Genomic DNA, 15,170 nt, shown 5'->3' with positions numbered 1-15,170 from the left:
AGCACATGTCATTTCTGACCAGGCTCAGTCTCGCGAACCGTGGGCTCGTCGCCCTCATCGCGGTGGTGATCACCGGTTTCGGCTTTTATACCATTCCGTCCCTGAAGCAACAGTTGCTGCCGTCGCTCGAGTTCCCGGGCGCGTTCATCGGGGCGGTCCTGCCGGGCGCGAGCCCGGAAATCATGGAAGCGCAGGTCACCAAGCCGATCGAGGACGCCGTCAAGGGCGCCGACGGCTTGGATTCCATCACGTCCACCACGGCTGAGGGCTCCGCGACCATCCAGGTCACGTTCGAGTTCGGCACCGACCTGGACAACGCGATCAACCAGTTGACCACCTCGGTCAACCGGATCCAGTCGCAGCTGCCGGACAACGTCGAGCCGACGATCTTCGCCGGTGGCACAGACGACATCCCGGCGATCGTGCTCGCCGCGTCCGGTGGCGACGACCAGAGCGCCCTGGCCCAGAAGCTCGAGCAGTCCGTCGTGCCGGAGCTCAACGCGATCGAGGGCGTCCGGGACGTCTCGGTCACCGGTACCCGTACCCAGCAGGTGGTGATCGCTCCGGACTTCGCGAAGCTGACCGCGGCCGGCGCGAGCCCGCAGGACATCACGACGCTGCTGCAGACCAACGGCATCTCGATCCCGGCCGGTTCGGTGGACGACGGCACCAAGTCGCTCAGTGTGCAGGTCGGTTCGCAGATCAGCACGGTCGAGCAGCTCAAGGGCCTCTATCTGGCCGGCGCCCGGGCTCCGACGACGCTGGGTCAGGTTGCCACGGTGACCAGCAAGCTCGCCACCGCCACCTCCTTCACCCGGACCAACGGCAAGGAGAGCCTGGGCATCGCGGTCACCGCGTCGCCGGACGGCAACCCGGTCCAGATCTCCCACGAGGTGCGCGACAAGCTGGCGGACCTCGAGTCGGCCTCGGGTGCCGACCTCACGGTCATCACCGACCAGGCGCCGTTCGTCGAGCGGTCCATCGAGGGGCTCACCACCGAGGGTCTGCTCGGCCTGGTCATGGCCATCATCGTCATCCTGATCTTCCTGCTGTCGGTGCGGTCCACGCTGGTCACCGCGGTGTCGATCCCGCTGTCCGTGCTGATCGCGCTGATCGCCCTGAAGATCGGTGACCACTCGCTCAACCTGCTGACGCTCGGCGCGCTGACCATCGCCGTCGGCCGGGTGGTGGACGACTCGATCGTCGTCCTGGAGAACATCAAGCGCCACCTCGGGTACGGCGAGGAGAAGGTGCACGCCATCACGGCCGGCGTGAAGGAAGTGGCCGGCGCGGTCACCGCCTCGACGCTGACCACGGTCGCCGTGTTCGCCCCGATCGCCCTGGTGGGCGGGTTCGTCGGGCAGCTGTTCTCGCCGTTCGCGATCACGGTCACGGTGGCGCTGCTCGCGTCGCTGTTCGTGTCGCTGACCGTGGTGCCCGTCCTCGCCTACTGGTTCCTCAGCCCGGCCGAGGGTGGCTCCGAGTCGGAGGCCGTGCGCCAGGCCGCCGAGGAGAAGGAGCTGCGCAGCCCGCTGCAGCGGTCGTACCTGCCGATCATCCGCTGGGTGACCCGCAGCCGCGGCACCCGCTGGAGCACCGTGGCGATCGGCGTCGTGGTGCTGCTCGGGACGCTCGGGCTGGCCACCCGGCTGGAGACCAACTTCATCGACCAGTCCGGCCAGGACACCGTCACGGTCACCCAGGACCTGCCGGTCGGCACCAACCTGGCGACCACCGACGCGGCCGCCAAGAAGGTCGAGGCGGTGCTGGCCGGTCGCGACGACATCGAGACCTACCAGGTCACGGTCGGCAGTGGCGACTTCAACCCGTTCGTCGGGTCCGGTGGCGCGAGCGGGGCCAGCTTCAACATCGCGTTGAAGGAGGATGTCGACTCCGTCAAGGTGTCCGACGAGCTCAAGGCCGCGTTCGACGGCATGTCCGACATCGGTGAGGTGACCGTCGGCGCGGACAGCGGCACCGGTTTCAACGGCAGCCAGCTGTCGGTGATCGTGCAGGCCGGTGACCAGACCACGCTGGCCGCCGCGACCAAGCAGGTCCAGGACGCGATGGCCGGCACCGAGGGCGTCACCGACGTCACCTCGACGCTGGCCGACAGTGTGCCGCGCCTCGACGTCACGGTCGACCGGGCCGCCGCCGCCCGGGCCGGGCTCACCGAGGCCGCCATCGGTCAGGCCGTCGCCGGGGCGTTCCGCTCGGTCCCGGCCGGGCAGATCACTGTGGACGGCGCCACCCAGGACGTCGTGGTGAACCTCGGCGCCCCGCCGGCGGACGCCGCCGCGCTGGGCAAGCTGCCGGTCACGACCCCGCGGGGTCCGGTCACGCTCGACACGATCGCCCAGGTCAAGCAGGTCAACGGCCCGCAAGAGGTCACCCGGATCGACGGCAATCGCAGCATCACGGTCAACGGCACCGCGACCGGTTCGAACGTCGGTGCGGTCACCACCGAGATGACGAAGAAGCTCGATGCGCTGACGCTGCCGGCCGGCGCCACGTACGAGATCGGCGGTGTCAGCCAGGACCAGGCAGACGCGTTCGCGGACCTCGGTCTCGCCGTGCTCGCGGCCATCGCGATCGTCTTCATCATCATGGTGGCGACGTTCCGGAGCCTGATCCAGCCGCTGATCCTGCTGATCTCCATCCCGTTCGCGGCGACCGGCGCGATCGCGTTGCTGCTCATCACGGGTACGCCGCTGGGTGTGCCGGCGTTGATCGGTGTGCTGATGCTGGTCGGCATCGTGGTGACGAACGCCATCGTGCTGCTCGACCTCATCAACCACTATCGAGCGGCGGGACTGGGTGTCCGCGAGGCGGTCGTCGAGGGTGGCCGGCATCGTCTGCGCCCGATCCTGATGACCGCGATCGCGACCATCTTCGCCCTGCTCCCGATGGCGCTCGGACTGACCGGCGAGGGTGGCTTCATCTCCCAGCCGCTGGCCGTGGTCGTGATCGGTGGCCTGGTGAGCTCGACGCTGCTGACCCTGGTGCTGGTGCCGGCCATCTACACGATGGTCGAGAACACCAAGGTCAAGCGCCGGCAACGGCGCGACGAGAAGAAGGCGCTGAAGGCCGAGCCGAAGCACGCCGCCGAGGGCGACGACACCACGGTGCCGGACGACGTGCCGGTGCCGGACTCGAGCGGCGGCGCGCACGAGGCGCCGGTGCACACCGAGGGTGCGCTGCGGGGCTACACGGACCAGTTCGAGGTCCTGAAGATGCCGAAGCGCCAGACGGAGTAAGCCAGACGCGGTAAGAGAGCACCACCACCACTACCGGCCGTCCAGCGCTCCGCTGGGCGGCCGGTACTGTCTGCGTACGTGGCAACTCCGCTTTCGGTCCTTACCAGGAACAAAGACTTCCGCCGGCTCTTCGTCGCCGAGATGGTGGTCTTCGGAGCCGACTGGTTCGTCATGGTCCCGCTGCTCGTGCTGCTGCCCGAGCTCACCGGCAGCGGCGTCTGGGGCGCGCTGGTACTGGCCGCGGACACCGGGATCAACGCGCTGCTGCTGCCGTACACCGGGACCGTCGCCGACCGCGTCGACCGCCGCAAGATCCTCATCGCGGCGAACATGGTCGCGCTGCTCGCGACGCTGCTGCTCTTCCTGGTACGAACGTCCGCCACCGCCTGGATCGCCCTGGTCGCGATCGGGGTGGTCGCCGTGGCGAAGGCGTTCTACTCCCCGGCGGCGTCCGCGGCCCTGCCGAACGTCGTCGACCCGGAGGACCTGGCCGCGGCGAACGCGGTGGCCGGCTCGGCCTGGGGCACGATGACCATCGTCGGGGCCTCGCTCGGCGGCATCGTGAGCAGCGTCGCCGGCCCGTACCTCAGCTTCGCGGTCGCGGCGGCGTTCCTGGCTCTCGCCGCGGTCCTGACCGTCCTCATCCGCCGCCCGCTGCAGGCGCCCCGGGACCCGGACGTGGCCGCGGCCCGGAGCTGGCCCGCCCTGCTGGAGGCGCTGCGCTACATCGGCGCCCGGCCCCGGCTGCGCGCCCTGGTCACGGTCAAGTCCGCGGTCGGCCTCGGCAACGGGGTGCTGACCGTCTTCCCGCTGCTGGCCGGCCTGTACGGGGCCGGCGCGCTCGGCACCGGCCTGCTGTTCGCGCTGCGGGGCGCCGGTGCCCTGATCGGCCCGCTGGTGATGCGCCCGGTGCTGCGTCACCGCAGCTGGCTGCTGCCCGGCCTGGCGCTGTCGATGGGCCTGTACGGCCTCGGCTACCTCGGAGCCGCGTTCGCACCGTGGTTCCCGCTCGTCGGCGCGCTGGTGTTCGTGGCGCACTTCGCCGGCGGCACGAACTGGGTGCTGTCGAACTACGCGTTGCAGGGTGAGGTGCCGGACCGGCTGCGCGGCCGGGTCTTCGCCACCGACCTGATGCTGGCGACCCTGGCGATCTCGGTCAGTCAGCTCGGTGCGGCTCTGGTCGTGGACCACGTCGACGAGCGGGTGGTGCTGGCCGGCTGCGGCCTGATCACCCTGGTCTACGCGATCGGCTGGCGGGTGGCGACCAGGAAACTCAGTCTCGTGGAGAAGGCGCCGGTTTGATCACTGCTGGGGCGCGGGGATGGGACGGACGACGAGAGCCGCGATGATCAGGCCGAGACCGGCGGCGCCGAGGAGAGTGGTGACGGCGGTGAAACCGAAGGAGACCATGCCGTAGCTCGTGACCGACGAGCCCAGCGCCTGATAGAGGCTGGGCAGTGACAGGGTCCAGATCAACCCGATGATCTGGCCCAGCGCCAGCGCGCCCAGACCCAGGTAGGCCATGTTCGCCGACCGCTTGCCGAGCCGTTCCCGGCGCGACGCCAGCAGCACGGCACCACCGATCAGCACCGCCAGCATCGGGACGTGCCCCGCGAACACCGAGATGAAGTAACCAACGCTCATGCCGGTGAAGGTACTAAACGGGCCCTGGACCTAGCATGGCCTGATGGGTTTGACCTTTGTCTCTGAGCAGGTCGCGGTGCGTACCCCGGCGACCAGCGCCAACCTCGGACCGGGCTTCGACTCCCTCGGTCTCGCGCTCACGCTGTACGACGATCTGTCCGCCCGGGTCACCGGTGACCGGTTCACCGTCGCGGTCAGCGGGCAGGGTGCCGGCGAGCTGCCCACCGACGAGACCCACCTGGTCGTGCGTGCGATGCTCGCCACCTTCGACGAGCTGGGTGGGCGTCCGGCCGGGGTCGCCGTGGAGTGCGTCAACCGGATCCCGCAGGCGCGTGGGCTGGGCTCCTCCTCGGCCGCCATCGTGGGTGGGGTGCAGCTGGCCCGGGCGCTGGCCACGACGAAGATCACCGATGCGGACGCGTTGCGGATCGCGGCCCGGCTCGAGGGGCACCCCGACAACGTCGCGCCGTGCCTGCTCGGCGGGTTCACCATCGCCTGGACCGAGGCCTCCGGGGCTCGTGCGGTGCGGCTGGCGACCGCTGAGGGCGTACACCCGACGATTTTTGTCCCTGAGGAACGTGGCCTGACCTCGACGGCGCGGGCGGCGCTGCCGGCCAGCGTGCCGCACGCGGACGCCGCGTTCAACACCGGGCGGGCGGCCCTGCTCGTGCATGCCCTGCAGCACGACCCGGAATTGTTGCTGACCGCCACCGAGGACCGGTTGCACCAGGGCTACCGGGCAGAAGCGATGCCCGGAACGGCCTCCCTCGTCGCGTCCCTGAGGTCCGTCGGGGTGCCCGCGGTGGTCAGTGGCGCAGGTCCGACAGTGCTGGCATTCGGGTCCCCACCTGCGGATTTCCACCCGGGAACAGAATGGCGCGCGGAAAAGTTGGGCGTGGATGTCACCGGAGCCCTTGTCAAAGGGAGTATGGTGGAACACGCCGAGCGGGGCCCTGTTGCCGCAGGTCGTCAGAGTTGACTACGCTCAAGACCTAGCACAGCCGCGAAGCAAGCGATCTCTGCGGTTCGGCGCGCACCCCCGAGACTTTTGCCGATCTGGCTCGTCTCATCTCTTTCAGGCACACGCCGGGCAGCAGGTCTCCAGATCGCTGCACTCGCCGAGACCTATCCGTCAACGCCTGATGGAGCGGGAAACCGTCGAGCTGCCGTGCTGCAAACTCCCGCGCCGCAGGTGCGAAGCGGGCTCCGAGGACACCCGGCCACCAAGCTGCAGACCCGGGTGATCTTGGTTTTTTCGACGGAAGGAATCCATTGAGCGACACCACCGACGTGACGTCGGGTGTTTCTGACGTCGCTGATGACGGCGCCACCACCACGGCTGTCACCAAGCGTCGTCGCGGCGGCACCGGGCTGTCCGCGATGTTGCTGCCCGAGCTGCAGAGTCTTGCCGCGTCCCTCGGCATCTCGGGCACCGCCCGGATGCGCAAGGGCGAGCTGATCACTGCGATCTCGGAGCGTCAGAACGGCGGATCCTCCGCCGCTCCGGCTGCCGCCGAGAGCACCCCGCGGGCGCGCCGGACCAATGGCTCGGCCGCCGCGGTGCAGGAGACGCTGCCCGTCGTCGAGACGGCCGCCCAGCCCCCGGCCGTGGTGAAGGCGACCGCGCCCGTCGTGGCCCCGGTCAGGGCCGAGGCCCCGGTCACCGAGACCCCGGCAGCCGAGGCGACCGAGCCGGAGCAGGGACGGCGCAGCCGCCGGGACCGCCAGGAGCGGCCCGACCGGCAGGAGCGCGCCGACCGTGAGCCGCGCGAGCCCCGTGAGCAGGCACCGGCCGCCGAGACCCGCACCCAGGGCACCGAGCCGGCCCAGCGCCCGGAGCAGGCCCAGCGCCCGGAGCAGGCCCCGCGCACCGAGCAGGCCCCGCGCACCGAGCAGGCCCCGCGCACCGAGCAGGCCCCGCGCACCGAGAACGCCGCGCGCACCGACTCGGCTCAGCCGAACGAGCGCACCGAGCCGATCGAGCGCACCGAGCGGCCGGAGCGGGGCGAGCGCCCGGAACGGGGCGAGCGCAACCGCGACCGGCAGCGCAACCAGCAGCAGCGTACCGAGGGCACCGAGCGCAACGACCGGCCCGATCGCACCGACCGGGGCGACCGTCCCGACCGGAACGACCGGGGCGACCGTCCCGACCGGGGTGACCGGGGAGACCGGGGTCCGCGCAACGACGCCGTGCACGACGATGACGACGCCGACGGCGGCGAGGGTGGCCGGCGCAGCCGGCGCAGCCGCTTCCGGGATCGTCGCCGCGGCCGTGACCGGGACGGCACCGAGGCCGGCGCGCCCACCGGCGGCAGCGGCCGTGACGGGGCCCGCGAGGGTGGCCGGGACGGCGGCCGCGACGGTGGCCGGGAGTCGCACACCAACGAGGACGACGTCCTCGTGCCGGTGGCCGGCATCCTCGACGTCCTTGACAACTACGCGTTCGTGCGGACCACCGGTTACCTGTCCGGCCCGAACGACGTCTACGTGTCGATGTCGCAGGTCAAGAAGCACGGGCTGCGCCGCGGTGACGCGGTCACCGGTGCGGTGCGGTCCGCGCCCCGCGACAGCAACAGCGGTGACCAGCGCCGGGACAAGTACAACCCGCTCGTGCGTCTCGACACGATCAACGGGATGGAGCCCGAGGAAGCCCGCCGGCGTCCCGAGTTCTACAAGCTCACCCCGCTCTACCCGCAGGAGCGCCTGCGGCTGGAGACCGAGCCGCACATCCTGACCACGCGCGTCATCGACCTGGTGATGCCCATCGGCAAGGGCCAGCGGGCCCTGATCGTCTCGCCGCCGAAGGCCGGCAAGACGATGGTGCTGCAGGCGATCGCCAACGCGATCACCCACAACAACCCCGAGTGCCACCTGATGGTCGTGCTGGTCGACGAGCGGCCCGAAGAGGTCACCGACATGCAGCGCTCGGTCAAGGGCGAGGTCATCGCGGCCACGTTCGACCGTCCGCCGCAGGACCACACCACGGTCGCCGAGCTGGCGATCGAGCGGGCCAAGCGCCTCGTCGAGCTGGGACACGACGTCGTCGTGCTGCTCGACTCGGTGACGCGGCTCGGCCGGTCGTACAACCTGGCGGCGCCCGCCTCCGGTCGCATCATGTCCGGTGGTATCGACTCGACGGCGCTGTACCCGCCGAAGCGGTTCCTCGGCGCGGCGCGCAACATCGAGAACGGTGGCTCGCTCACCATTCTCGCCACCGCGCTGGTGGAGACCGGCTCGATGATGGACACGGTCATCTTCGAGGAGTTCAAGGGCACCGGTAACGCGGAGCTGAAGCTGGACCGGAAGATCGCCGACCGGCGTACCTTCCCGGCCATCGACACGCACCCGTCCGGTACGCGTAAGGAAGAGATCCTGCTCGGCAAGGAAGAGCTGGCGATCATCCACAAGCTGCGCAAGGTGCTGAGCTCCCTGGAGTCCGGCGCCGCCCTGGACCTGCTGCTCGACCGTCTCAAGCAGACGCGCACCAACGTCGAGTTCCTGATGCAGATCGCCAAGAGCACCCCCGGCGAGTAAGCACGGCAGAAGCGACACATCAGGGCCGGTCACCGCAAGGTGGCCGGCCCTGAGTCGCACATCGGGTGCGAGTGACCCCGGACAGGGTCGTGCGAACCTCCCAGGCACCATTCGATCTGGGGAGGTCGCGTCGATGATCGTGCCTGGTTACCGGGACCATCCAGCCGAACCGTGGGACCCGATCGCACCCGCCGATCCCGGCGAGGCCGAGGACTTCCTGCGCCGCTGCTACCTGGAGAACCCCCGCCTCGGCCCGGTCGAACCCCGGCTGGCCATCGTGCGCGCCCAGATCGCGGCGACCGGCAGCTACGTGCACACCACCGACGAGCTCACCCACGGCGCCCGGATGGCCTGGCGCAACTCCAGCCGCTGCATCGGCCGGTTGTACTGGCGCAGCCTGCGGGTGTTCGACCGGCGCCGGGCCCGGACCGCGGACGACATCTTCCACCTGGTCGTGCACCACCTGGAGACGACGGCCGCCGGGGGCCGGATCCGCCCGACGATCAGCATCTTCCCGCCGGCCCAGCCGGGCCGGGCCCATGCGCGGGTCTGGAACGAACAGCTGATCCGGTACGCCGGGTACCGCACCGAGGACGGCGGCCATGTCGGCGACCCCGGCCAGATCGCGTTCACCGACCGGATGCGGGGCCTCGGCTGGCAGGGCAAGGGCGAGGCGTTCGACGTGCTCCCGCTCGCCGTGGAGGTCCCCGGTGAGCCCGTACGCCTCTACGAGCTCCCCGAACGCGCGATCCTCGAGGTACCCCTGGCCCACCCCGAGTTCGGCTGGTTCGCCGAGCTGGGGCTGCGCTGGCACGCCGTACCGGCCATCGCCAACCTGCGGCTGAGCATCGGCGGCGTGCAGTACCCGCTCGCGCCGTTCAACGGCTGGTACATGGGCACCGAGATCGCCGCCCGCAACTTCGCCGACACCGACCGGTACGACCTGCTGCCGCTGGTCGCCGCCCGGATGGGACTGGACACCAGCCAGGAGTCGACGCTGTGGCGGGACCGGGCCATGGTCGAGCTGAACCGAGCGGTGCTGTGGTCCTTCGAACGCGACGGGGTGACGATCACCGACCACCACACCGAGTCCCGGCGCTTCATCGCCCACCTGCGCAACGAGGAGAAGGCGGGCCGTCCGGTGCCGGCCGACTGGACCTGGATCGTGCCGCCGCTGTCCGGCAGTGCCACCCCGGTCTTCCACCGCTACTACGAGGAGATGGATTTACGGCCGAACTTCTATCCCGGCGAGGAGGCGCACTGCCCTATGCGAAGCCATTGACCGCGAAATCGTCGCGGTGCCGCCAGGAGGCCTCGGTGCGCACGTGCTCAGGGCGTACCCATTTGAGCAGCTTGAGGGGGAACTCGTCGGCGGTGATCCGCCCGGCGGCCCGGACCACGAAGCCCTCGGAGGTCTCCGGCGAATGCCGGCCGGCCCAGGCCGCACGGGCCTCGCTGAGGCTGCCCCCGCGATAGAGGACGGGCACCACGGGCAGCTCCAGGCGCTGCGCCCAGTCGACCGTGTCGTCCCAGCCGAGCAGTGTGTTCGTCTCGTCCCAGATGCCGAAGACCATGAAGACACCGGGCAGATCCGTGTACGGGATGGAGCGTCGCGCCCACATCGACTCCCCGCACACCCGCCACTCGTCGGGGATCCGGTACGCCGTCATGGCCCACAACGCCTTGGCCGGCACGTCCCAGGGATGGGTGCCCGAGTCGAGGGAACGGGCATACATGTTGTCCCGCGTGAATGTGAGGTTGCCGCCGTCGAGTTTTTCGGTCACGACCAGCTCGCCGTCGAGCCAGGACAGATCACGCTGAACGCGGTCGTCCTTGGTCGCGCCGGGGGAGTCGGGCAGGTGGAAAGTCCGCGGATACTTCCCCGCCTGCCCGCTCACTAAAAGTCTCCCTCAGCCACCTGGAACACGGTCAGCCCCAGCTCACGCCACATCCGGACGACCTGCTGCCGGTCGTCGAACACGCCTGCCACCCGCCAGCGGTCACGGATCTCCTGATCGAAGATCTCCCGCTTCACGATCGCATCCTTGCGACTGTCCCCGGCCGGTCGCATGAATAGTCCTTCGTACGGCACATCCACGTAAAGATCCAGCCAGGCTTGTGTCTCGCCCCGGCAGACCTCGTCGCGCCCGGAACAGAACACGATCGCGTTCCCGGCCGCGTGCATCGCCCGGACCACCGAGATCACCGCCGGGTTCGGGGCGTCCTCGCCGACCCGGGACCAGTCGAACGGACTCCTGTTCCGCATCAGGGCCACCGTGCCGTCGATGTCCACGAGCACCACCGCGGGCAGCTCCGGATCCGGTTCGTAGACGAGCCCGGGGCCGCCCGGTTCCACGTACGGGATGGGCAGTGGCAGGTTTTTGCCCTTGAGATAGCGCTCGTGCATCCGCCGGATCGGCGCCTCGCCGACGTGCTCGTCCCCGGTGCGGCCGGCGTCGCGGCGCAGGCACTCCTCGATCGGCACGTCGGTGAAGTCGTGCACCTCGAACGTCGCGTGGAACCGCGCGGCCAGCTCCGCCCAGTCGCGGACGGTCCTGCCGCGCAGGTTGGTGTCGTCGACGATCACGTCCACCCGGGCCCGCAGCAGCGCCTCGACGGAGGCCCGCTGGGCGTGCGTGACCTGCCCCTCGGCCCACTGGGTGAGCAGCCGCTGCCCGTGCAGCATCCGCCGCAGGTCGTCCCGGTTGACCCGGACGACATTCGGCTGCAGCTTGCGGGCGAACGTGGTCTTGCCCGAGGCGGGCAACCCCCGGGTGATCAAAAGCCTGGTCATGGGGTTGTGCTCATTCCTTCCCCGGCCGGCTTCACGTGCTGCCAGATGCCCGGGCGGTAGTCCTTGTCGTCGAGGCGCAGAAACAGCGCCCAGCGGTTCGTGCGGCGGCCGGCCACCGCCGCGAAATCGCGCCGGGTCCAGCCCTCGGGCAGGCCGGCGACGATCTCCGAATACTCCTTCTCCACGTCCTGCGCCATCCCGTCGACGGCCGCGGTCAGCTCGCTCGCCACCCGGCGGACCCACGCGTGGAACTCGTCGGGCAGGGGTGCCGTCAGCGTGTCCAGGTCACCGCCGGCGACCAGGATCTCCCAGACCGTACGGTCGGTGAGGCCGGTCACCAGCCGATGCAACCGTACGTACTCGGCGTACTTGATCTTCACCCGCTCGTCGGAGCCGGTGAAGTGCACCACCAGCCCCTCCCGCCCGTCCCGCGGCGGAGCGGCGAGCGCGTCGGCCAGCGTCGCATACTCGAACGATTCGACCACCGGCCCCGGCCACCGCGGCACCGCGCCGGGCCCGAACGTCTGACCGCTCGCGATGTCGACGGCGCCGAGCAGCACAAGATCGTCCAGCCCGGCGTAATCGATCACGATCCGGTTCGCCGGGTAGATGATCTCCACGAGCACGGTCAGCCCGGCCGGCGGCGTGAACCCGGAATACCGGGTGCGCAGCAGTTCGGTCGCGTGCAGAGCCTGCTCGGACGCGAACGAGCCCCGCGTCGCCACGGCCCATTCGTCCCCGTCCGGGTAGATGATGCCGAGCGACCCGTCCGCTTTGTCGGTTACCGTCACCTTTGCCGCAGGCTCCAACGCGGGCGCCTGGATCTCGGTGTGGTTGAAGAATTTCGCCAACGGGCGGGCAAGGAGCAGACCGGACGTGGTGTCCACGATCAATCCGCGGCACATCAGTGTCACCGGGGTCCAGGCGCCCGCGTACTGCGCGGCCTCGGTGTAGTTGTAGATCTCGAACGGCCGGGTCGGATGGCGCTGCTTGCGCACGAGCCCGGCCTCGATCGCCGTAGCCAGATCGGCCGGGTCGAGTACGTCCGCGAGCAGCGTCATGACACTTTCCTTTGCTGGGGGGAATGCTCGGAAGGGTGCTCACGTTATCGACCACGGACCACCTGCCGCCTCCTGATTTCCGTGGGGGGTGCCTCACATGGCAGACTGGTACATCGGCCAGTAGAGGTTCCGGTTCACGTCTCGCAATTGCAGGCGACCCGGCGACCCGATCATCGAGAGGGACCGAGAAGACATGAAGAGCGGAATCCACCCGGAGTACACCTCGACCGAGGTCATCTGCTCCTGTGGCAGCACCTTTTCGACCCGCAGCACCGCCAAGGGCGACAGCATCCGCGTCGAGACCTGCAGCGCCTGCCACCCGTTCTACACGGGCAAGCAGCGCGTGCTGGACACCGCGGGCCGGGTCGCCAAGTTCCAGGCGAAGTACGCGAAGGTCACCGCCGCCAAGAAGAAGTAACCAGCCTCCACGGCGCCCGGTTCCGCTCTGCGGGGCCGGGCGCCTTTGGCGTGTAAGCAGGCCCTTGAGGGGGACCCACGTGAGCAACGACCGCCTTTCGACGCTGCTGGACGAGTACACCCAGCTCGAGAAGCAGATGGAAGATCCCTCCATCCACTCCGACCAGGCCCTGGTACGCCGGGTCGGGCGGCGCTTCGCCGAGCTGGCGCCACTGGTCGCCGCCCATAACGACCTCGAGGCGGCCCGCGCCGATCTCGCCGCGGCCAAGGAACTGGCGGCCGAGGATCCCTCGTTCGCCAGCGAGGTCGAGGCGGTCGGTGCCGTGCTGCCCGCGCTCGAGGAGAAGCTCGGCGAGATGCTGATCCCCCGGGACCCGCACGACGCCAAGGACGTGATCCTCGAGATCAAGGCCGGTGAGGGCGGCCAGGAGTCGGCGCTGTTCGCGAGCGATCTGCTGCGGATGTACACCCGCTACGCCGAGCGCCGGGGCTGGGTGGTCGAGGTGATCGACTCCCAGGAGTCCGACCTCGGCGGCGTCAAGGACGTGTCGGTCGCGGTGAAGACCAAGGGCGTGCCCGACGGCGGTCACGGTGTCTGGTCGCGGCTGAAGTGGGAGGGCGGGGTGCACCGCGTGCAGCGGGTACCCGTCACCGAGTCGCAGGGCCGCATCCACACCTCGGCGGCCGGCGTGCTGGTGCTGCCCGAGGCCGAGGACGTCGACGTGCACATCGAGCCGGGTGACCTGCGGATCGACGTGTTCCGCTCGTCGGGGCCGGGCGGCCAGTCGGTCAACACCACCGACTCGGCGGTGCGCATCACCCACCTGCCCACCGGCACGGTGGTGAGCTGCCAGAACGAGAAGAGCCAGCTGCAGAACCGCGAGTCGGCCATGCGGATCCTGCGCTCCCGGCTGCTCGCCATCGCCCAGGAGCAGGCCGACGCGGCCGCCTCCGACGCCCGCAAGCTGCAGATCCGTACGGTCGACCGGTCGGAGCGGATCCGCACCTACAACTTCCCGCAGAACCGGATCAGCGACCACCGGATCGGGTTCACCGCGTACAACCTCGATCTGGTGCTCGGCGGGGAGCTGGACGGCGTCCTCGACGCCCTGGGTGAGGCCGACCGGGCCGCCCGCCTGGCCGGTGGCACCGAGATCAGCCGCCGCCCCTGAGGTCGGTGACGACGAGCCGGGCATCCGCGGTGACGCAGGCCAGCACGTCGAACGCGCTCTCGCAGCTGTAGTCGAGCGGCCGTTCGATGCTGCCGCGCATCAGCACCTCGCCGGTGCGCTCGTTCAGCTCGGCGATCGCGCTGCGGCCGGGCGGCTGCCGGGTCCGCCGTTTGATGAGGTACGCCGGACCGGGCCGGCCGGGTTCCCGGATCAGCTCCAGCGCGTCCAGGTAGCCCAGTTGCCGGCCGGTGCGGCTGTCCACCAGGGCGCTGAGGAGATCGTCGAGGCCGATGCCGCCGGCCGGCCGGTCGACGAGGATCCGGTCGGTGCTCAGCGGCCGGCCGAATCCGTCGCCGGGGCGGAACCAGATCCGGTCGCCGGTGGTGCCGTCGACGCCGGCGAGCCCGAGCTGGTCGACGAGGCACATGACCGGTCCGCAGTCGTAGTACGCGTTGATCACCCGGGTGGTCCGCCACCGTTCGGTCAGCGTCTCGGTGTCGTACACGGTCAGGGTCGTCGCGTTGTAGTCGGTCCGCTGGACGTGCAGCGTGTGGTCGGTGACGGCGACGTCGAACGCGGTGTCCGGGCCACCGGCCGGCCACAGCGCGCCCGCGGTCGCCACCAGCCGGCCGTCGGCGGCGTCCTGGACCGTGACCCGGCCGCCGGCGGTCGCGGTGACCACCCGGTCGGCGGTCCCGGTGCCGGCCGCCACCCGGGTCTGCGCGCCCAGGCCGGTCCGCGACCACAGCGTCGAGCCGTCGCGCAGGTCCACCACCCGCAGCGACCCTGCGGCATCCCGGCCGCCGCCGAGCAGGACCCGGCCGGGGCCGAGGTCGATGATCCCGCCCCGGAGGCGCCACCGCTGCCGCCCGGTGGCCGCGTCGATGGCCACGGTCTCGGCCTCGCCCGATCCACTCCCGCCGAAATCGGAGCTGTCGTCGACGGCGCCGGCCGGCAGCAGGACGGTGTCCGCGACCACCGGGCCGATCCAGGGCACGCCGTCCAGACCGGGGACGGTCCACCGGGTCGCCCCGGTGTGCGGTTCGTAGGCGGTCAGTTCCGCGCCGGAGAGCACGTACACGGCGTCGCCGGTGATGGTGAACGCGTCGGCGTCGCCCTGGAACGGCACGCTCCACAGCTCGGTGAAGGAGTGCGACCGGACCGGTGCCGAACCGGTGACGGTGAGCAGGCAGAGGATCGCGACCGCGGCGGCCAGCAGCCGGGGACGCGGGCGCCAGGGCTGCGCCCGGGGCTCGTCCCCGGTGACGAGCCCCAGCTCGATGACGGCCAT

The 15,170-nt window shown here is 70.3% G+C and carries 12 protein-coding genes; 7 read left to right on the top strand and 5 right to left on the bottom strand.

The annotated features are described in order from the left end of the window. Positions 1-5: 5 nt before the first annotated feature. Together ACIA6A_RS05140 and ACIA6A_RS05135 are read left to right on the top strand one after the other, a co-directional pair. Positions 6-3,257 (top strand): efflux RND transporter permease subunit, encoded by a 3,252-nt coding sequence (locus ACIA6A_RS05140; RefSeq protein ID WP_396096093.1) that lies wholly within the window; start codon positions 6-8, stop codon positions 3,255-3,257. Between the two features lie 78 nt (positions 3,258-3,335). Beyond that, entirely contained in the window at positions 3,336-4,559 is a 1,224-nt protein-coding gene (locus ACIA6A_RS05135) for an MFS transporter (protein ID WP_396096092.1), read from the top strand. Here the strand turns inward: ACIA6A_RS05135 and ACIA6A_RS05130 are convergent, their stop codons facing one another. Next, positions 4,560-4,901, bottom strand: a complete 342-nt coding sequence (locus ACIA6A_RS05130; RefSeq protein ID WP_396096091.1) for a hypothetical protein — start codon at positions 4,899-4,901, stop codon at positions 4,560-4,562. It lies immediately after the preceding gene. A 43-nt stretch (positions 4,902-4,944) separates the two neighbouring features. On the opposite strand from ACIA6A_RS05130, the gene thrB reads away from it, so the two are divergent. From thrB to ACIA6A_RS05115, 3 genes are all read left to right on the top strand, one after another. Beyond that, positions 4,945-5,880 carry a homoserine kinase gene (thrB, locus tag ACIA6A_RS05125; RefSeq protein ID WP_396096090.1) on the top strand — a complete coding sequence of 312 codons (936 nt, stop codon included), beginning with the start codon at positions 4,945-4,947 and terminating at the stop codon, positions 5,878-5,880. Between the two features lie 293 nt (positions 5,881-6,173). Beyond that, positions 6,174-8,435 carry a transcription termination factor Rho gene (rho, locus tag ACIA6A_RS05120; protein ID WP_396096089.1) on the top strand — a complete coding sequence of 754 codons (2,262 nt, stop codon included), beginning with the start codon at positions 6,174-6,176 and terminating at the stop codon, positions 8,433-8,435. 133 nt (positions 8,436-8,568) lie between these two features. Continuing rightward, the gene (locus ACIA6A_RS05115; protein ID WP_396096088.1) at positions 8,569-9,717 is read left to right on the top strand and encodes a nitric oxide synthase oxygenase; all 1,149 of its coding nucleotides are present in this window, start codon (positions 8,569-8,571) and stop codon (positions 9,715-9,717) included. On the opposite strand, the gene ACIA6A_RS05110 is transcribed toward ACIA6A_RS05115, so the two are convergent. From ACIA6A_RS05110 to ACIA6A_RS05100, 3 genes are read right to left on the bottom strand one after another with little or no spacing between them, the layout of a single operon-like run. Then, a complete protein-coding gene (locus tag ACIA6A_RS05110; protein ID WP_396096087.1) occupies positions 9,701-10,333 on the bottom strand; it encodes an RNA ligase family protein in 633 nt (210 codons plus the stop codon). The genes ACIA6A_RS05115 and ACIA6A_RS05110 overlap by 17 nt on opposite strands. Continuing rightward, positions 10,333-11,229: an AAA family ATPase gene (locus tag ACIA6A_RS05105; RefSeq protein WP_396096086.1), complete on the bottom strand. Its 897-nt coding sequence runs from the start codon at positions 11,227-11,229 to the stop codon at positions 10,333-10,335. The genes ACIA6A_RS05110 and ACIA6A_RS05105 overlap by 1 nt, the downstream gene beginning before the upstream one ends. Then, positions 11,226-12,290 (bottom strand): RNA ligase, encoded by a 1,065-nt coding sequence (locus ACIA6A_RS05100; protein ID WP_396096085.1) that lies wholly within the window; start codon positions 12,288-12,290, stop codon positions 11,226-11,228. The genes ACIA6A_RS05105 and ACIA6A_RS05100 overlap by 4 nt, the downstream gene beginning before the upstream one ends. A 193-nt stretch (positions 12,291-12,483) precedes the next feature. Between ACIA6A_RS05100 and rpmE the strand changes: the two genes are divergently transcribed. Both rpmE and prfA read left to right on the top strand, forming a co-directional pair. Beyond that, positions 12,484-12,708 carry a 50S ribosomal protein L31 gene (rpmE, locus tag ACIA6A_RS05095; protein WP_396096084.1) on the top strand — a complete coding sequence of 75 codons (225 nt, stop codon included), beginning with the start codon at positions 12,484-12,486 and terminating at the stop codon, positions 12,706-12,708. Between the two features lie 79 nt (positions 12,709-12,787). Further along, positions 12,788-13,879, top strand: coding sequence for a peptide chain release factor 1 (gene prfA / locus ACIA6A_RS05090; protein WP_396096083.1), 1,092 nt, complete (start codon positions 12,788-12,790; stop codon positions 13,877-13,879). Here prfA and ACIA6A_RS05085 read toward each other — a convergent pair. After that, positions 13,863-15,170 carry a PQQ-binding-like beta-propeller repeat protein gene (locus ACIA6A_RS05085; RefSeq protein WP_396096082.1) on the bottom strand — a complete coding sequence of 436 codons (1,308 nt, stop codon included), beginning with the start codon at positions 15,168-15,170 and terminating at the stop codon, positions 13,863-13,865. The two genes, prfA and ACIA6A_RS05085, sit on opposite strands and share 17 nt — an antisense overlap.

This window comes from Actinoplanes sp. NPDC051494 (assembly GCF_044454705.1).
GTDB lineage: Bacteria > Actinomycetota > Actinomycetes > Mycobacteriales > Micromonosporaceae > Actinoplanes.
The sequence above is the reverse complement of the archived record's forward strand: the minus strand, read 5'-3'. Positions and strand labels throughout refer to the sequence as shown.